This window comes from Solitalea lacus, from assembly GCF_022014595.1.
In the GTDB taxonomy this organism is placed as follows: Bacteria; Bacteroidota; Bacteroidia; order Sphingobacteriales; family Sphingobacteriaceae; genus Solitalea; species Solitalea lacus.
This window is the reverse complement of the sequence record NZ_CP091740.1, coordinates 288,759-306,537: the sequence shown is the minus strand read 5'-3', so window position 1 is coordinate 306,537 and position 17,779 is coordinate 288,759. Positions and strand designations below refer to the sequence as shown.

At 37.3% G+C, this 17,779-nt stretch carries 16 protein-coding genes and 1 tRNA gene; 13 read left to right on the top strand and 4 right to left on the bottom strand.

The window, feature by feature from the left end:
- Nucleotides 1-3: 3 nt before the first annotated feature.
- Both L2B55_RS01235 and L2B55_RS01230 read right to left on the bottom strand, forming a co-directional pair.
- Nucleotides 4-429, bottom strand: coding sequence for an ATP-binding protein (locus tag L2B55_RS01235; RefSeq protein ID WP_237848477.1), 426 nt, complete (start codon nt 427-429; stop codon nt 4-6).
- A 4-nt stretch (nt 430-433) separates the two neighbouring features.
- Entirely contained in the window at nt 434-3,748 is a 3,315-nt protein-coding gene (locus tag L2B55_RS01230) for a coiled-coil domain-containing protein (RefSeq protein WP_237848476.1), read from the bottom strand.
- Nucleotides 3,749-3,945: 197 nt separating this feature from the next.
- Between L2B55_RS01230 and L2B55_RS01225 the strand changes: the two genes are divergently transcribed.
- The 3 genes from L2B55_RS01225 (at nt 3,946) to L2B55_RS01215 (ending at nt 5,914) form a co-directional block, all read left to right on the top strand.
- Nucleotides 3,946-4,019 (top strand) — tRNA-Pro (locus tag L2B55_RS01225).
- A 130-nt stretch (nt 4,020-4,149) separates the two neighbouring features.
- Complete coding sequence (locus L2B55_RS01220; RefSeq protein ID WP_237848475.1) at nt 4,150-5,418, top strand: site-specific integrase; 1,269 nt, start codon at nt 4,150-4,152, stop codon at nt 5,416-5,418.
- Nucleotides 5,419-5,521: 103 nt separating this feature from the next.
- Nucleotides 5,522-5,914 carry a hypothetical protein gene (locus L2B55_RS01215; protein WP_237848474.1) on the top strand — a complete coding sequence of 131 codons (393 nt, stop codon included), beginning with the start codon at nt 5,522-5,524 and terminating at the stop codon, nt 5,912-5,914.
- Nucleotides 5,915-5,965: 51 nt separating this feature from the next.
- Here L2B55_RS01215 and L2B55_RS01210 read toward each other — a convergent pair whose 3' ends face one another.
- Complete coding sequence (locus L2B55_RS01210) at nt 5,966-6,433, bottom strand: helix-turn-helix domain-containing protein (RefSeq protein ID WP_237845709.1); 468 nt, start codon at nt 6,431-6,433, stop codon at nt 5,966-5,968.
- A gap of 69 nt (nt 6,434-6,502) precedes the next feature.
- Between L2B55_RS01210 and L2B55_RS01205 the strand changes: the two genes are divergently transcribed.
- The 3 genes from L2B55_RS01205 to istB all read left to right on the top strand — a co-directional run bounded on the left by L2B55_RS01205 (nt 6,503) and on the right by istB (nt 10,730).
- Nucleotides 6,503-8,119 carry an ISL3 family transposase gene (locus tag L2B55_RS01205; protein ID WP_237845707.1) on the top strand — a complete coding sequence of 539 codons (1,617 nt, stop codon included), beginning with the start codon at nt 6,503-6,505 and terminating at the stop codon, nt 8,117-8,119.
- 255 nt (nt 8,120-8,374) lie between these two features.
- Nucleotides 8,375-9,925, top strand: coding sequence for an IS21 family transposase (gene istA / locus L2B55_RS01200; RefSeq protein ID WP_237848473.1), 1,551 nt, complete (start codon nt 8,375-8,377; stop codon nt 9,923-9,925).
- Nucleotides 9,926-9,992: 67 nt separating this feature from the next.
- Nucleotides 9,993-10,730 carry an IS21-like element helper ATPase IstB gene (istB, locus tag L2B55_RS01195; RefSeq protein WP_237848472.1) on the top strand — a complete coding sequence of 246 codons (738 nt, stop codon included), beginning with the start codon at nt 9,993-9,995 and terminating at the stop codon, nt 10,728-10,730.
- Nucleotides 10,731-10,835: 105 nt separating this feature from the next.
- Here the strand turns inward: istB and L2B55_RS01190 are convergent, their stop codons facing one another.
- The gene (locus tag L2B55_RS01190) at nt 10,836-11,303 is read right to left on the bottom strand and encodes a helix-turn-helix domain-containing protein (RefSeq protein ID WP_237845709.1); all 468 of its coding nucleotides are present in this window, start codon (nt 11,301-11,303) and stop codon (nt 10,836-10,838) included.
- Nucleotides 11,304-11,372: 69 nt separating this feature from the next.
- Between L2B55_RS01190 and L2B55_RS01185 the strand changes: the two genes are divergently transcribed.
- The 7 genes from L2B55_RS01185 (at nt 11,373) to L2B55_RS01155 (ending at nt 17,773) form a co-directional block, all read left to right on the top strand.
- A complete protein-coding gene (locus tag L2B55_RS01185) occupies nt 11,373-12,989 on the top strand; it encodes an ISL3 family transposase (protein WP_237845707.1) in 1,617 nt (538 codons plus the stop codon).
- Nucleotides 12,990-13,337: 348 nt separating this feature from the next.
- Nucleotides 13,338-13,490, top strand: a complete 153-nt coding sequence (locus L2B55_RS01180) for a hypothetical protein (protein WP_237848471.1) — start codon at nt 13,338-13,340, stop codon at nt 13,488-13,490.
- Nucleotides 13,491-13,718: 228 nt separating this feature from the next.
- Nucleotides 13,719-14,183, top strand: a complete 465-nt coding sequence (locus tag L2B55_RS01175; RefSeq protein WP_237848470.1) for a hypothetical protein — start codon at nt 13,719-13,721, stop codon at nt 14,181-14,183.
- A 113-nt stretch (nt 14,184-14,296) separates the two neighbouring features.
- Nucleotides 14,297-16,084 carry a hypothetical protein gene (locus L2B55_RS01170; RefSeq protein WP_237848469.1) on the top strand — a complete coding sequence of 596 codons (1,788 nt, stop codon included), beginning with the start codon at nt 14,297-14,299 and terminating at the stop codon, nt 16,082-16,084.
- A gap of 485 nt (nt 16,085-16,569) precedes the next feature.
- A complete protein-coding gene (locus tag L2B55_RS01165; RefSeq protein ID WP_237848468.1) occupies nt 16,570-16,728 on the top strand; it encodes a hypothetical protein in 159 nt (52 codons plus the stop codon).
- A gap of 164 nt (nt 16,729-16,892) precedes the next feature.
- Complete coding sequence (locus L2B55_RS01160) at nt 16,893-17,285, top strand: hypothetical protein (protein WP_237848467.1); 393 nt, start codon at nt 16,893-16,895, stop codon at nt 17,283-17,285.
- A gap of 62 nt (nt 17,286-17,347) precedes the next feature.
- Nucleotides 17,348-17,773, top strand: coding sequence for a hypothetical protein (locus L2B55_RS01155; RefSeq protein WP_237848466.1), 426 nt, complete (start codon nt 17,348-17,350; stop codon nt 17,771-17,773).
- Nucleotides 17,774-17,779 lie beyond the last annotated feature (6 nt).

Genomic DNA, 17,779 nt, shown 5'->3' with positions numbered 1-17,779 from the left:
AATTTAAAACTTAAAGTGCATTTCTACTTCGTTTCCTAAATCATTGTAGATCAACTGATCGGCAAGGTGTTTCATAATAAAGACGCCTCTGCCATTATCCTTTTCAATATTTTCAGGTAAGGTAGGATCAGTTAGGTTACGGAAATCGAAACCTTTGCCTTCATCTGCAACAGTAAAAATGAATTTACTTTTGTTCACTACTTCAACATTGATATATACCTTTTTATTTTCGAGACATTTATTTCCATGAACAATTGCATTCATAGTGGCCTCATTTAAAGAGGTCATAATATTTCCATAGCTTTCATTGGAAACATGATGTTCCTCTAATAACAGTTCTAGAAAGTTTTCAAGCTCAACAATACTGTCCAATTTCGATGCAAGTTGCAACGTGTATAGTTTGCTTGTATCTGTAGAAATATGACCCATAACACTATTTCCCTTTATTTAGTAAGTTAAAGTAGGAATTTATTTTTGACTTATAAAATGAACTTACACCTGGTGGAAGAGTTTTTAATAATTCAAGCTCTTTTTGCCTGGCTTTTTGATATTGATCAAAAATAGCTTTAAAATCAGCTGTTTGCTCTTTACCCTGTTTTGCTTCGCGTTTTTCATCCTCGTCACGCTCTTTTTCAGCTTTTTCAGCTTCCAATAAACGCGTTTTTATTTCTTGTTGGCGTTTAAGCATTTCCTGAGTAAGTTGTTTGTTGTAAAGTTCGGTTTCGGTACGTTCCATGTCTTTACCTAACTTGTCCAAATCACCCAGTTTGCCTTTTCCGTCTTTATTTTGTTCACGGTTAATTTCTTGCAATGCATTACGTATGGCTTGTTGTTGACGGGCCATTTTGGCTATTTGCTCACTTTGCTGACCACGTGGTGTTTGTCCCGGTTTCATGCCATTTTTCATTTGCTGCATCTGCTGGTTCAGCTCCTCTTGCATTTTGTTCAATTGTGATAGACTTGGCTTTTTGTTTTTACTTTTTGATTTGCCTTTGCCCATGCTTGATTGCTGATTTTGCAATTGATCCAACACTTCACTTAACATCACGGCCAGGTTGTTTACTGAAGTCATGATGTATTGTTGATGACCAGCAGCTTCGCCTGTACGACGTTCACTTAAACTTTCCATGGTTTTATCCATATACTTGTTTATGTTGTCGGTTTCCTTGTTTACGAAACTTTCTATTTGAAGGATACGTTTACTGATTGAAAAAATACTATCGCGTATCATTCCAATATCATCTTTTAATGATTTTTGCTTTTGAACCAATGTAGAGAACCCTGGGTCATTTATTCCTAACGTTTTAAACTGCTGCATTAGTTTTTCCTGATCAAAAGAAACTTTCAACAAATTTTCAAGCACTTGGCGTAAACCGTCGATATCCATATCAAGTTTCATGCCTTCCATTTGTTCTTGCATTTGTTGCATTTTCTGCGACAGATTTTTCATCTTGTTTGCAGCATTTTTTTGTGATTCAGAAGCCTTGTTTTTATTATTATTTTCAAGTTGTTCTGAACTATTTTTCAGGTCTTTATCAATTTCCTGTTGTTCTTTGTCAGTGTTTTCCAGGTTATTTTTATTCTCTAATTCATTATTTTTCTTTTCAAGGTCATTTAAATTTTTTTTAACATCATCAAACTCTTTATTGAGCTTATTCTGTTCAGTTTTGAGTTTATCAGCGTCTGAATTTTTATCTTTTGATTGGTTTGATAAATTTTCCTGCTTTTGTGATAACTCATCCAGTTTATCTATGTTTTGTTGAAGCTTTTGCTCAAATTCCAATTGTTTATAAAGTTCAAGCATGCGATCTAGTTCTTTTTCCAAACTCTTGTTGTCCATTCGCATGTTTTCCAGTTGCTCGCGCGTAAGGTTTTTATTGTTTTCCTCCATTAGTTTTTGGAGGTTTTCTAAAATTTCCTTTGTTTTTTCATCAAGAACATTGTTAAACATGTCTTCCAACTGTTTTTGCTTTTCCATAATTTTTTGGTCAAGCTCATTCAATTCACTGTTTTGTTGATTATTCAGTTTATTTTCTTGCTGAATTTCACGAATATTTTCTTCCAGTTGTTTCTGTTTTTCAATCAGCTCAGTAATTTGTTTTTTCTCCTCAAAAGTCAGGTTCTTTTTATCGACCAGTTTATCATTCAGTTTTTTTGCTTCACGCTCAATCTTTGATGCCTGACGAAGGGCATTTTCCATTTTTTCTTTTAATTCATCACGCTTGCTATCCAGCTGACTTTCAATTTCGGTTTTTGAAAGACTTTTTAAAGATTTAATAGCCGATTTGGTGGATTTAGCTCCATTAATACCATCATTATCAAAAATTTCGAAATAATAACTTATTTCATCACCCGGCGTAATACCTGCATCTTCCATATTCCAGTCGAAAAAGAAATGCTCAGTGTTTTGATTTACGTTTACAGGTATTTGCTTTATATAAACTTTCTTTTTGTTTTTATTAAGTATTTGATAGTTGAAAGTGAGTTTGGAGAAGCCATAATCGTCGCTAATTTCACCCGAAAAATAAAACTGCTTATTGGTTAGCGAATCAAAACGTTCAGCTATATTAATTGATGGGTGAGCATCAGAAATCACATTGATAGAATAATTGAGAGAATCTTTCTTATAAACAAATCCATTTTTGGTTTGTACAGTATATTTAGCCGATTTAAAAAGCTTTTTGCTTAACGAAAATGATGATGTTGATTTCTTTTGTGTAGGTTGATTTACACCATCAATCAGCATGTCTAGCTGATCAGTATTGGCTGTTTTAAAATTCCAACTTACCAGTGTCCCTGCCGGCGCTGAAAAATCGCCGATATTTTGTAGTGTTTCATTTACCTTTTTGGTGTAAGAAGGATAAACCAGCGTAACTTCAAAGTTTAACAATATTGGGTTAGGCAATACTTCTATTCGATATTCTTTTGAATAAAAACCATCCGCCAATAAACGGAAGGTTTGTGTTTTTTGAAGATTTTTAAAGGTGTATGAAAATTCTAAAATATTCTTTTTATCGAGTTTATACCGGTTTTCACCCTCAATCAAATAAATATCTTGTGGAATTTCATCTCCTGAAAGTTTCACGTTTAAAGTAAGATCATCATTTTGAAGTGCACTCAGTTTATTATTACTAAGCGTTATTTCAAAAGGTGCTTTTCGTTCAAAAGGTGTATCATAATTAACCAAACGAGTGGTTCCGTCTTTTAAAACCGAAGGAGCTGCTGCTCCCAGTACTATTAAAGACAAAATGGGAGGAATAACAAATTTGAGGTACTTTTTATTTTCGCCCAGATTGATAGCTGAAGCAAACGGAATGGGTTTAAGCTGGCTGATTTTTTGATTGATACTGGCCTCAATTAGTTTATTGTCGCTTAACTGGTTGGCCATTTCTTTAAGCTGAAGTGTATTGAGCAGTTTGTCCTTTACATTTGGAAAATGATTGCCAATAATTTCGGAAGCCTGTCTATGATTAATAATAGCCCCTAATCTGAATAATGATAATAACGGCCTGATAACATAAAGTAATAACACAACCAACGACAATAACACGAACCCGAAAAAAATGAAAGTACGTGCGGAGATACCCAAAAACGAATAATACTCGGTTACGGCAAGAACTAAGTAAAGACAAGCAAGGATACCTGTAACATACAAACTTCCTTTGATAAGCCGGTTTTTATAATATTTCCGGATAAACTCATCCAACTTGCCAATCAGCAATTCGTAATTGGTATTTGCTTTATGCATAAACAGATTTAGGGTTAATAACAAATTTAGATATTAATTTACCTAAAAGAATTATTTTATAGCATTCATTAATAAAATTACAATTGATTTTTCTGAAAGGGCAAAAAGATATTATTTTTGAACAATAAGCATAAAAACGATGTTAAATCCACATTATTAAATGGAGGATTTGGTGGCCCCAAAGCCTATAAACTCCTCGGGATGTAGCGTAGCCCGGTATCGCGCCAGCATGGGGTGCTGGAGGTCGTCGGTTCAAATCCGGCCATCCCGACATGTAAATGAGCCTTCTATATATAAATAGAAGGCTTTTTTTATTCCTTAGGAAAGGGTAAATCCAAGGAATTCTATTTAGACTGTACCCTTTTTTGTACCCTTAAATCTTAATGCACAACAACTAAAAAATGGCTACAGTTGCTATTGTGCTACACACATCAAAAGGATTAGTAAACAATTTTTATCCAATTTGTTTAAGAGTAACTCAAGGTTCTCAAAGGAAATATTTTGCGATTACCTCATTGCTAACAAACAGAGGATTGGACTTTAAAGCTAAACAAGAAGAGTGGAAGCCTGCTGAAAAGGAAGATGAAGGACTGGGTAGGTTTAAAAGGTCTTTTAAAACCTATAAAGAGTATAATGCGATTCTAAAGGAAAAACTTTCGGAAGCAAAGCAGATACTTCTAAATTATGAGTCAAACGGAACCGCTTTTTCATTTATTCAATTTGAACGTGATCTAAAGAAACAAAAACCTTCTCAGCTTTTAAAGGATTATTACACGCATTTAATTGAAGAACTCGAAAACAATCGGAAAACTGGTTCAGCAGCCTTATATAAAGAAAATCAAAGCATTTTACTTAAATATCGACCTGTTGCAATGCTACATGATTTAAATGTTAAGTTCCTCGAAGGTTTCGAGAATTGGTTAAGATTTGAGCGCAAGAATAAAGACACAACCATTAGTGTCAAAATCCGCAACCTTCAACGGGTAATTAATCTTGCTATTGAAGACGGTCTTTATAAAAAAGAAAACTACCCTTTCGGTGAGAAGAAATACTCCATTAACAAACGCCTGAATCATAAAACAAGAAAGCGTTCTATTAATCTCGACATCATCAAGAAGATTAAAGACTTAAAACTTAAAGAAGGAACAGGAGTCCACTTCGCTCAACAGGTCTTCTTATTCAGCTTCTATATGCGTGGAATGAACTTCGTTGATATGGCTTTCCTCGAATGGTCAGATATTCATAATAATGAGATTCATTACACCAGACGAAAGACAGGCCAACTGTTTACAATACCGTTAAATCAGTATGCATTGGAGATTATCAATTACTATGAGTCTAGTCAACAAACAGAAAACTACGTTTTCCCAATTCTTAACGATTCGATTCATATTACAGAAAAACAGAAGTACACTCGAAAGAAAACTGCTATTAAGAAAGTAAATGACAATCTTAAGAAGATAGCTGGATTGATTGATGAAAAGGGATTAAATCTTACTACCTATGTTAGTCGCCACAGCTATGCAACCAATCTCAAACGATCAGGAGTAGCAACAAGCATCATCAGTGAAGCGTTAGGTCATCAAACCGAATATCAAACACAAACCTACTTGGATGAATTTGAAAAAGGAGTGATCTCTTCAATGGAGGCAAGAATCTTTGATTTTTAACAAGGACACACTATAATACTTCTTATTCTTTTAAAGGGTAAAATCTTAAGTTTGTCCCATTCTAAAGGCAATTCACATTGAGTTGCCTTTTTACTTTAGATCTATGAATCATTTCATTTTAGAACCGAACTATTCCCTTTTAAAGGATCATCTATTTAGTCACTTAAATGATGATGAGTGGCAAAGGTTCTTAAATACCTATAATGGGAAGCCAATGCAAATGGCATCTTTTATCGTTTCTACGGATGGAATACTTCAATTCCAACATGACTTTATTGACACCTTAGCAGGGATAGGCGAAGATCAACAAGATAGATCCGACTATAACCTTATAGAGCATTTCCACAATCTACTTACCATTTGTTTATATGCTTATGAAGACTTCTATGCAACAATGGAGTACTATAACGATTCCTATCAATCGGAAGTCTGTTTAAAGGAACTGGCTCAAATGCTTTTGCTATATGAAAACAACCCAGACCGTAGCATTGTCTAAAACGGTAGTCAATGGTTCTTCGTCACTTTTGGTGAAAAGTATATAAATTAATTACACTTTATTTATCAATCCGCGCTTCTTTTCAAATGTAATGCCGACTTTCTCAAGCAGATTGTATACCTGAGCCTTCTGATACTCTAATCCATATTCATTTTTGATCCATTTCACCAGAAGGGGGCCGGTCCATTTTTCCGATGTTAATCCGTGCTGGTTCGGGCTTTCCAAGAGGACTAATGACTTAATTCTCTTTAGTTGATCTTCCGATAGGGCACTGCGCCTACCTCGTCCTTTTCGATCTTTCAATCCTTCAATCCCTTCTTTTTCGTATCGATGCACCCAGTTGGTTATCTGCTTAAAGCTTATATCATGAAGTTCAGCCAGCTTCCTGGAGGAATGGCCCAAGGCCACTAAGTATACAAGAAACAGTCTTACGCCCACGGTATAGTCGTCATTTGTGTTTAATAGCTTCTTGATCTCTCCGGCTTCTGACCGCTGGACTTTCAATACAGTTTTTCCCATAATAATTTTCTGTTCGGATGATAAAAATAAGCATAATATATGTGTAATTTTATATTATACTTTTTATTAATGATACCATCATTTATTCTCCCTGCTAACGTACAGCTAAAAGCTGATGCCATTTCTTCTGAACCTGGAGTATTGCACATTTGTGCATCGGTTTGTCAGCCCTGCTCTACCTGCCCCATTTGCAGCAAAAAAAGCAATAGGATCCACAGCCGATACTCCAGGAAGCTTTTGGACCTGCCTGTTTCGGGGCATTTGGCAAGAGTTAAGCTCAAAGCAAGGAAATACTTTTGTGATAACCCTGCGTGCCACCGAAAAATCTTTACGGAGCGTTTTGATTCTGAAATTAAGCCTTATTACAGAAGAATGCTGCGTTCCAATGACCTGCTAGCAAGAATGGCACTTGAACTGGGCGGGAATACGGGTGCTACCATCAGCAGGTATGTGGGCATACCCGTAAGTCCGTCTACCGTATTACGCGTGGTTAAAAAGCTGGAAATACAATCTAAAACATTGACCTCGGGAATCATTGGGGTGGATGATTGGGCATTCAAAAAGGGAAGAACGTACGGAACTGTTCTTGTTGATTTGGAAAGAAAGGAAGTGATCGACCTGTTGCCGGATCGGGAGTCGGAAACCCTAGCCGAATGGCTTAAAAAACATCCAGAAATAAAAACAGTTTCCCGTGACCGGTATGGACCTTATGCATTAGGGGTGAAAAAAGGCGCCCCACAAGCTCATCAGGTAGCAGACCGCTTTCATTTATTAATGAATCTTGGAGAAGCAGTCAAAAGAGTTATTCAATCCAAAGGAAAAGAGCTGAAGGAGGTATTCAATCTCTACAATAATCCCCAAAAGGAGCATGCACCTGCAGCTCCAAGGCCACAGCCGGTTCAGTGCACCCCAGAGTTGGAAACATCCGGGGATTCTGTTGCAAACATTAGTATTGATAGACAGCATAAATTCGAGCAAGTGAAAAAATTATACAATGCAGGTTATTCGATAAGGCAAATCGCCAAAACGGTAAATGTATCACGGACAACCACCCAGAAATATGTGCATATGGAGCAACTGCCCAAAAGGGAATCCTGCACTATCACTAACCTGGATGCTTTCCTTGACTTTTTGCTACAGGAAAACAATCGAGGTAAAACTTATCGGGAATTACACCAGATCATAACCCAGATGGGCTTTAATGGTAAGTATTCGCAGTTTTGTTTCAAAATGAACAAAATGCAACCCTCGTTCAGAGCCAAGAAAATAAACCCCACACCTATAAAAACATGGTCGCCAACCAAGTTATCCTTTATGTTATACCTGGAGCCGGATCAACTTCCGCGGAAGGATGACCAGGACTTCCTCAAGCTCCTGTATGAGAAATGTCCTGATATAAAACAGATGGAACAGTTAGTAAAAAGCTTTAAAAACCTTTTTCTCCTTAAGGAAGATGGGTCACTGATGAAATGGATAGATGAAACCGCCAAATCTGAATGCGGCTTAAAAAATTTCGCCAAAAATATCTTGAAGGATTATGAAGCCGTAAATAATGCCGTGATCACACCCTTTAGTAATGGGCAGGTGGAAGGGCAAGTCAACCGGATTAAAAATATCAAAAGAAAAATGTATGGCAGAGCCAGCTTTGAGCTGTTAAGAAAAATGGTACTAGCGAAATCTGCATAATTCACCAAAATTGACGAAGAACCTAGTCAATGGGCCAGCCATTACGGTGATACCGGGCCAGTCATAACGGGAATCATTGGGCCAAAAAGATAACCGTTATTACGGAGGTCATTGGGCCAAAAGCAATGTCTGCTCCTAAAAGCAAAACGGAGGTCATTGGGCCAAAATAGCACCAGGGATTCCTTGCTTAAAACGGAAGTCATTGGGCCACTTTTCATGATTTTTAATAGCCTTGTATCTGAACTCAATGGATGCATGGCAGGACAACGAATTGATATCATGGAATTACGCAGTTTAATTTCCCTTAAACTTAAAGGCTTAAGCAACCGCAAGGTAGCAGATTTTTTAAAAGTTAACCGTAAAACGGTTGACAGTTATACCAGCCGTTTCAAAGCACTGAACCTCTCTTACCAGGAGCTCATAGAGCTCGGGGAGGCTGATCTTAGGGATTTGTTTACCGAAAACAGCCAGACTGAAAAAGCGCGTTACGAGATCCTCAGCAGTCAGTTTCCTGCTATACAAAAGGAACTGCACAAACCTGGAGGCACTTTACAGGAGCTCTGGAAAGACTACTTTGAAAAGAACCCCAAAGGCTATAAATACACCCAGTTTGCCCTGCACTACCGAAACTGGAAGAGCCGGAGCCATCACAGCGGTAAATTAATCCATAAAGCTGGGGAAAAGCTCTTTGTCGACTTTTGCGGCAAGAAGCCTTATTATGTAGACAAATCTACCGGTGAACAGATTGATGTGGAAGTATTTATCGCTGTGCTCCCTTGCAGCCAGTATACCTTTGTCAAGGCAGTTCCTTCCCAAAAGCGCGAAGATCTGATCAGTTGCATGGAATCTTGCCTGAGGTGGATGGGTGGGGTTCCACAGGCCATCGTATCTGATAATCTCAAATCCGCAGTTAGCAAGGGTAGTAAATACGCTCCTGTGATCAATAAAACCTTTGCCGACTTTGCCCTGCATTATGGTTGCGTGGTCGATCCTGCCCGTCCGCATCACCCTCAAGATAAGGCACTGGTGGAACGCAGCGTAGAGCTGGTCTACCAGCGCATCTATTATCATTTGCGTAAGCATACCTATTTTAGCCTTAAAGACCTGAATAAAGCGATTGCGGAGCTCTTGGAGGAATATAATGATTACCTGTTCTCTCATGGAGGCGGCAGCCGCAGGAGTTATTTCATTGATCTGGAGCAACAATACTTACAGGGAATTGCGACCGACTCTTACAGTATCCGACAATACAGGCGGGCTAAAGTACAAAAGACAGCACATGTCTACATGAGTGAAGATCGCAACTATTACAGCGTTCCTTACCGCTTTACCGGCCTGCATGTGGAGGTACAATACAATCAGGATAAGGTAGAGATCTTCTATAATTACGACCGTATTGCCAGCCATGAACGAAATTATAAGGCAGGCAATTATACTACCATACCCCAACACATGCCTTCCTCGCACCAGGCTTACGGACAATGGAGTCCTGAATACTTCCAGGGTCGTGCCCGCCAGGTAGGTCCTTTTACCCTGGCCTATATTCAGCGCTTGTTTACCCAATATAATTATCCAGAAATCGCTTATAAGCAGAGTCAGGGAATCCTCGCTTTCGGGAAAACGTACAACAATGAACGCCTGGAAAAGGCATGCAAAAGAGGCTTGGAATACCATAAGGCTTCTTACCGCACCATTGAAATGATACTGAAGAACAACCTGGATATGGAGCAGGAAGATCCAGCGGAACCATCCGGTTCCCCGATCCCAGAACACAGCAACATCCGGGGGGCAAGTCACTATCAATAAACAGGTTCCGGGGCATGCTGACCCCACCAGTCAATACTTACTTATTAAACAGATCCAACAACAAATTATGAATGAACACAACACCGTAGAAAAGATGCGCCGCATGCGCATGAATGCCATGGCGGCCCTTTACCACCGCAGTATCAGCGAACACCTTTATCAGGATTATACCCTGGATGACTTTCTTTCCCTGTTGGTAGATACTGAATGGGAAAGCCGACAGAACCGAAATATTGATAGCCTGATCCAGCGTGCTGGCTTTAAACAGGCCGCTTCTGCTTCAGATATTGATTACCAAACTCAACGAGGTTTAGATAAAACAACCTTTGAAAGGCTACTGGGGCTTAACTTTATTAAAAAAAAGGAAAATATCATAATTACTGGCTATAGTGGCTGCGGTAAAAGTTTTCTGGCTCAGAGCATAGGTGTTAAAGCCTGTCAAATGCTGCATCGAACAATGTATTACAATACGGCGCGGTTCTTTGACCTGGCCAAACTCGCTAAACTGCAAGGTACTTACTCTAAACTGATCAAGCGGATACAAAAAACGGAGCTGCTCATCCTGGACGACTTTGGACTCGTTCCTATTGATCAGGCTGCCAGGAATGTGCTAATGGATGTCATTGAAGAACGACATGAAACCTCTTCAACCATTATTGCCACACAGATACCGGTAGCAAATTGGCATGGCCTGATTGGAGAAAGTACAGCTGCCGACGCGATATTAGACCGGATCGTTTTCTCCTCTCACCGAATTGAACTAGAAGGTGAATCTTTCCGGAGAAAAAAACAATTGAGTCATTAAAATTAAACGCTTATAATTGTATTGAAAAGTGGCCCGTTGATTCCCGTAACAGCTGGCCCAGTATCATGGTTCTTCGTCACTTTTGGTGAAAAGTATATAAATTAATTACACTTTATTTATCAATCCGCGCTTCTTTTCAAATGTAATGCCGACTTTCTCAAGCAGATTGTATACCTGAGCCTTCTGATACTCTAATCCATATTCATTTTTGATCCATTTCACCAGAAGGGGGCCGGTCCATTTTTCCGATGTTAATCCGTGCTGGTTCGGGCTTTCCAAGAGGACTAATGACTTAATTCTCTTTAGTTGATCTTCCGATAGGGCACTGCGCCTACCTCGTCCTTTTCGATCTTTCAATCCTTCAATCCCTTCTTTTTCGTATCGATGCACCCAGTTGGTTATCTGCTTAAAGCTTATATCATGAAGTTCAGCCAGCTTCCTGGAGGAATGGCCCAAGGCCACTAAGTATACAAGAAACAGTCTTACGCCCACGGTATAGTCGTCATTTGTGTTTAATAGCTTCTTGATCTCTCCGGCTTCTGACCGCTGGACTTTCAATACAGTTTTTCCCATAATAATTTTCTGTTCGGATGATAAAAATAAGCATAATATATGTGTAATTTTATATTATACTTTTTATTAATGATACCATCATTTATTCTCCCTGCTAACGTACAGCTAAAAGCTGATGCCATTTCTTCTGAACCTGGAGTATTGCACATTTGTGCATCGGTTTGTCAGCCCTGCTCTACCTGCCCCATTTGCAGCAAAAAAAGCAATAGGATCCACAGCCGATACTCCAGGAAGCTTTTGGACCTGCCTGTTTCGGGGCATTTGGCAAGAGTTAAGCTCAAAGCAAGGAAATACTTTTGTGATAACCCTGCGTGCCACCGAAAAATCTTTACGGAGCGTTTTGATTCTGAAATTAAGCCTTATTACAGAAGAATGCTGCGTTCCAATGACCTGCTAGCAAGAATGGCACTTGAACTGGGCGGGAATACGGGTGCTACCATCAGCAGGTATGTGGGCATACCCGTAAGTCCGTCTACCGTATTACGCGTGGTTAAAAAGCTGGAAATACAATCTAAAACATTGACCTCGGGAATCATTGGGGTGGATGATTGGGCATTCAAAAAGGGAAGAACGTACGGAACTGTTCTTGTTGATTTGGAAAGAAAGGAAGTGATCGACCTGTTGCCGGATCGGGAGTCGGAAACCCTAGCCGAATGGCTTAAAAAACATCCAGAAATAAAAACAGTTTCCCGTGACCGGTATGGACCTTATGCATTAGGGGTGAAAAAAGGCGCCCCACAAGCTCATCAGGTAGCAGACCGCTTTCATTTATTAATGAATCTTGGAGAAGCAGTCAAAAGAGTTATTCAATCCAAAGGAAAAGAGCTGAAGGAGGTATTCAATCTCTACAATAATCCCCAAAAGGAGCATGCACCTGCAGCTCCAAGGCCACAGCCGGTTCAGTGCACCCCAGAGTTGGAAACATCCGGGGATTCTGTTGCAAACATTAGTATTGATAGACAGCATAAATTCGAGCAAGTGAAAAAATTATACAATGCAGGTTATTCGATAAGGCAAATCGCCAAAACGGTAAATGTATCACGGACAACCACCCAGAAATATGTGCATATGGAGCAACTGCCCAAAAGGGAATCCTGCACTATCACTAACCTGGATGCTTTCCTTGACTTTTTGCTACAGGAAAACAATCGAGGTAAAACTTATCGGGAATTACACCAGATCATAACCCAGATGGGCTTTAATGGTAAGTATTCGCAGTTTTGTTTCAAAATGAACAAAATGCAACCCTCGTTCAGAGCCAAGAAAATAAACCCCACACCTATAAAAACATGGTCGCCAACCAAGTTATCCTTTATGTTATACCTGGAGCCGGATCAACTTCCGCGGAAGGATGACCAGGACTTCCTCAAGCTCCTGTATGAGAAATGTCCTGATATAAAACAGATGGAACAGTTAGTAAAAAGCTTTAAAAACCTTTTTCTCCTTAAGGAAGATGGGTCACTGATGAAATGGATAGATGAAACCGCCAAATCTGAATGCGGCTTAAAAAATTTCGCCAAAAATATCTTGAAGGATTATGAAGCCGTAAATAATGCCGTGATCACACCCTTTAGTAATGGGCAGGTGGAAGGGCAAGTCAACCGGATTAAAAATATCAAAAGAAAAATGTATGGCAGAGCCAGCTTTGAGCTGTTAAGAAAAATGGTACTAGCGAAATCTGCATAATTCACCAAAATTGACGAAGAACCAGTATCATCCGTTTTGAGTGGCCCAGTATCACCGTTATAGACAAGCATTGAAATCTCATTTAAACTAGGCAGTCAAAAGGTTAAAATTACAGATGGTTTCCTATCACAATGGATTGGTCAAACTGTAAAAAAAGAATTAAACGATTACAAACAACTTCCCATCGCATTAGGAGAACCTATCTTATATACTTTTCAAAACGGTTATGATGCTTCTAAATTAGAAAAGGCAGCAGTTAAAAGAATTAAGAAACCAATTACAGAACGAAATAAAGCTATTGCTCAATTCTGCTTTAAAGTTTTAGCCTATTTAAACGATCAAACCTTAATGAAGGTCGCTGAAGGGGCAATGTTTTCCGATGCACAATTGTATCTCCTTTTCGATATAGGTGTTCAATTCGGTTTCTTTAATACGGACACTGTTACACCTAAAGATTACATGCGCACTTTCCTTTTAAACTATATCAACAAAATCAAGTAACTACAACTTGCTCATTTATAAGGAAATAAAAAAACTTCAAAAACCTAAATTAATAATCCCTCCAGCCTTCTGTACTCTCCGCACCTTTGTAATGTCAACAAGAGAAAAGAACAATAATTAACAAGGTTCTTAATCAAGTTGGCAGCCTGGCCAGGCAAAGCAAAGGTCGGTATCCTGCTCAACGACCTCAAAAAGAATAGAGCATTTTAACATAACATTATTAATAAAATGCAAACGCATAAATTTACTTTAGCATCATTAAATGCTGATCAAATTGCAAACCTGAAAGACGGTAAGCTAAATATCTGTGAAGTTTTAAAACAAACTTTACCGACCAGAAGACTAAGAAGAAGTGCTACTTCTTTCTTTTCAAAGGATGGTAACGAAGGTTACATCACTAAAGAAGATTTTGTGGAGTACATCCACAAAATCCCTTCAAAAGATCGTGAGAACTTTGGCCTACTCCTAGAATACATGGGAGAAACCATTAAAATGAACAGCCTGCCTATTGTGAGGTTAGATAAAAATGGCACCCCATACATTTGGTGTAAGTTTATCATGGCCCAGTCAGTGCAGGAATTCAAGCTAATCGTTACGGCTGATCTTGATAAATTTATCAAGCATTATCAACAAGGGATCTTCTACCCTGGCTTTACGCTAAATGAGTTATACTTAGAGGCTCTAGAAGCATAAAACTGCCCAAAGGGAGGGCAATCGCCCTCCTTTTAAATCAACATTTACAATAATTAAAAAAATTAAAAGCCTATAAAAGCTTAATGGCATTGCTATGCCCAAAAAGTAACATAATGAAAAGAAGATTTATCAAAATAAATAAAGATCAATACATGGCAGATATATTCAAAAAAGGGTTGCCATCCAACAGAATTATCTACAAAACGCTTACTGCAATTGGTGCAACAACATCAGAACTTGAAAGTGAAAGACATTCTATAATAATTGAACCTAATCTCCCTGTTATTAAATGCAAAGAAACTAATGAGATCCTAGGAGTTAGTGAAGGAATTTACAAGGATGATATAATTGATTATTTAACTAATGATGTTGTGCATAAAAAGATAATTGTTACACCAGAATCCTTTTCAAAAGTTAAAGATGCCTGTGAAGATCTTGGCATTAATATGTACAAAACCTTTTTCTTAATGTTCGATGAGTGCGATCGAGCTGTTAAAGATGTTAATTTCAGAAAGAACATCGTTCTTCCAATGGATGACTTCTTTAAGTTTAAACGGAAAGTCTTCATTTCGGCTACACCATTGATGCCATCAGACCCAAGATTTATAAAACAAAGATTTTCAGAGTTAGTCGTAAGGCCAACCTTCGATTATAGGATTCCAATTCTATTAAATCCTACCAACAATATACTGTTATCTTTAAAACACTATTTAAAGCAAACTAAAAGTAATCGTTATTTTATATTCATCAACTCAACAGAAGTTATTGCTTCAATAATCGAAGCACTTCAAATTAGAGAGGATAGCTATGTTTTTTGCGCAGAGGATAGCCGAATCAAACTAAAAGCAAGCGGCTTTAATGACTCATGGCATCATTTTGAAAAGAAAAAGATGAATAAATACAATTTTCTAACCAGTCGTTTCTTTTCAGCAGTTGACCTAAAAATTGATGAACAGCCTGATGTTTTAATTGTTACCGATTTAACCAAGGCAAAACACTCTATTATTGATCCTTATACAGATACTATCCAAATTGAGGGTCGATTAAGAAATAAAATTAAAAGCTTAACACATATCACCAACATCGACCCCAATCTTGACCATAAGGCTAAGGAACAAGTGCTTTCATTTTTATCAGGTTGTAGAGAAGCTTATATGCAGATTAAAGCCTTAAGAGATGGAGCTACTACAGAAGGTTCCCGTGCTACATTGGATCAAGCCCTGAAGAAGATTTATTATGCTGAGTTCCTTAAATACGATGGATCGGAAAATCATTATAGAGTTGACAACGAAGTACAAGACAAAAGGATAAACGGCTATTACTTATCCAATGAGAACCTTATAAAGGCTTATGAGGATACTGAGCACTTTAAAATAACTGTTAAAGAGGATGAGTTCCCCTTAAATGATGTGCAAGCAAATCAGTTAAAGAAAGTCTTATCCTATAAACAACTGATTATCTACGTTACTGGAATCTTAGAAGATTTAAATAGTGAGGCAAATAAATACAATATTTACTCCCATCAAATTGTCATGGATCTAAACAGAAAGTTCCCCGCGATAGTTGAAGTCTATAATTTATTGGGTTATCAAAAACTGAAAGAGCTTGAATTTAAACCTAGATGGATTTTCGATGAAGTTGAAAAAATAAAACGAGCAAAAGAGAAAGAGCATTTCGGCTTTATCTCATTATTAAAATTAAGGTTTAAAGTTGGTGAGAGCTTTACAACAAACTCAATCCTAAAAGTTCTGAATTACGGAATCAGAAAATTCGGTTTAAAATTGAAGGCTTCACTAAAACTCATGGAAGACTACTTTGAATTATCGGCCAGAACTACAATTGCAACCACCTTAGATGGCAAGCAAGTTAAAGGCTTTGTGATTAAATCTGTGAAAATATAGTCTTTAAAAGTTCGGACACTAAAATCGAAAAAAGGTTATTATATACCCCCTATAAAATTAGTGTCCGAAATTATCATCCCCCTCTATCTATAAGGTAGAAGGGGTTTTTCTTTTGTAGGGTATGTTGACCATGCAAGGGTAGCCGTGAGAAATATCCCCTCACATGCTTCTGAAGTAAGTGAAATCTTTTCGAAAGAACTTTATAAGATATTCCTTTTAAAAGGAAAAAGCGCAATGTTTTAGCTTTTAAAAAGTTGGCTGTCATACACTCTCGAAGGCTGCTATCCTCGCCGTATTTTTCCTTTAAAAGTTCAGTCTTCATTTAGCGATTTAATTATTAAGACATCATTCCTGACTCGATATTCAGTCACTTATTAACTTCCGTTAGATTGTTGTTTTATAAGGTAAAATGGTGGTCACTCCCTGTAAAAAGAACATAAATTAATGCCACTAACGGATTTTTAAGACTATTAATTGAAACATCTATGTCAAATCAGATTCTTCAGCTTACCATAACCGTAGTTGGGTTGGTAATCGCTATTCTATTGATTGTTAATTTCCTTGAACTTTGGTTATGGGGCTTAGTAATTTTCTTCGGATTTATGATTTTAAGAGTGATATACTTATGGTTAATCTCCAATTAGGTAGTATCATTTAAAGGGGAATTCATTACAGTAATTCACTTTCTGAAAAACTTAAATCACTCATAATAAGAAGAATAAAAACTTTCCATTAACGAACACTTTTTAATTACAATTATTTAAATAAATTTCAGAATTAACCCTTACAAAAAAACGATAACCTATTTATGAAAAAAACTCTATTCACAACTATATTGATCATTTTATTTTCAGCTATTTCTGTCTATGCTCAAACTCTAAAAGTTACATCAGTTAATGCATCTGATGATAAATTATATAATAGAATAGCTCCTAGAGAATTAGGTAAGGAGTTAACATTAACTATTTACGACAATAGTGTTTTAGTAAAAACTACGAATGGGACGTTAGTTCTCAAAATGGTTTCTGAAAACAAATATTCAAAGACTGAATCGTCAAGCGAAAAGGAAACCGTAAGCTTTGAATTGATAGTCAATAAAACAATGTCTGTTATTACATCTGCGAATTTTACAAAATATATACGTGAAAATGGAGGATTAAATCGATCTGCATGGTATGAACTTAAAGCAACAAGATTTTAATTTTTTATTTAAAACTTTCTTATGGGGTTAAAACTCACATCTTATCACTTAAATATAATCACATGAAAAGAACACTTAAACTGACATTGCTTATTTCATTTCTTGCCCTACTATCATCAACAAAAATTAAAGCACAGAGTTATGCAACATTAGACTATTGGGGAAAAGACATTAAACTTGACAGAAGCTTCTTTCAAATACTTAACAACCAATGGTCTTATTTTTTAAATAATCAAGCATCTCAATGGAGATATTACGACTATGGCGATTATACTGATATATATAATAAAACTGTTCAAAATTTAACACGATCAGATTTTAAAGTTCAAGTTACAGAATCAAATTCTCTTTGGTTTTATAATATCAGTAATGACTGGCCTAGCTCTACGGAAGAAAATAAAAATAAAAAAAATAGAGCAAGAGCAGGCTGGGTTCAACATTATGTTCTTTTGCCCGCATTACAAGAATTTGCAAAAGGAAAGATCTAACATTTT

Bases quoted from the DNA above. Each gene is read 5' to 3' on its own strand.
- L2B55_RS01235 (WP_237848477.1), bottom strand. From the start codon at position 429: ATGGGTCATATTTCTACAGATACAAGCAAACTATACACGTTGCAACTT.
- L2B55_RS01230 (WP_237848476.1), bottom strand. From the start codon at position 3,748: ATGCATAAAGCAAATACCAATTACGAATTGCTGATTGGCAAGTTGGAT.
- L2B55_RS01220 (WP_237848475.1), top strand. From the start codon at position 4,150: ATGGCTACAGTTGCTATTGTGCTACACACATCAAAAGGATTAGTAAAC.
- L2B55_RS01215 (WP_237848474.1), top strand. From the start codon at position 5,522: ATGAATCATTTCATTTTAGAACCGAACTATTCCCTTTTAAAGGATCAT.
- L2B55_RS01210 (WP_237845709.1), bottom strand. From the start codon at position 6,433: ATGGGAAAAACTGTATTGAAAGTCCAGCGGTCAGAAGCCGGAGAGATC.
- L2B55_RS01205 (WP_237845707.1), top strand. From the start codon at position 6,503: ATGATACCATCATTTATTCTCCCTGCTAACGTACAGCTAAAAGCTGAT.
- istA (WP_237848473.1), top strand. From the start codon at position 8,375: ATGGCAGGACAACGAATTGATATCATGGAATTACGCAGTTTAATTTCC.
- istB (WP_237848472.1), top strand. From the start codon at position 9,993: ATGAATGAACACAACACCGTAGAAAAGATGCGCCGCATGCGCATGAAT.
- L2B55_RS01190 (WP_237845709.1), bottom strand. From the start codon at position 11,303: ATGGGAAAAACTGTATTGAAAGTCCAGCGGTCAGAAGCCGGAGAGATC.
- L2B55_RS01185 (WP_237845707.1), top strand. From the start codon at position 11,373: ATGATACCATCATTTATTCTCCCTGCTAACGTACAGCTAAAAGCTGAT.
- L2B55_RS01180 (WP_237848471.1), top strand. From the start codon at position 13,338: ATGAAGGTCGCTGAAGGGGCAATGTTTTCCGATGCACAATTGTATCTC.
- L2B55_RS01175 (WP_237848470.1), top strand. From the start codon at position 13,719: ATGCAAACGCATAAATTTACTTTAGCATCATTAAATGCTGATCAAATT.
- L2B55_RS01170 (WP_237848469.1), top strand. From the start codon at position 14,297: ATGAAAAGAAGATTTATCAAAATAAATAAAGATCAATACATGGCAGAT.
- L2B55_RS01165 (WP_237848468.1), top strand. From the start codon at position 16,570: ATGTCAAATCAGATTCTTCAGCTTACCATAACCGTAGTTGGGTTGGTA.
- L2B55_RS01160 (WP_237848467.1), top strand. From the start codon at position 16,893: ATGAAAAAAACTCTATTCACAACTATATTGATCATTTTATTTTCAGCT.
- L2B55_RS01155 (WP_237848466.1), top strand. From the start codon at position 17,348: ATGAAAAGAACACTTAAACTGACATTGCTTATTTCATTTCTTGCCCTA.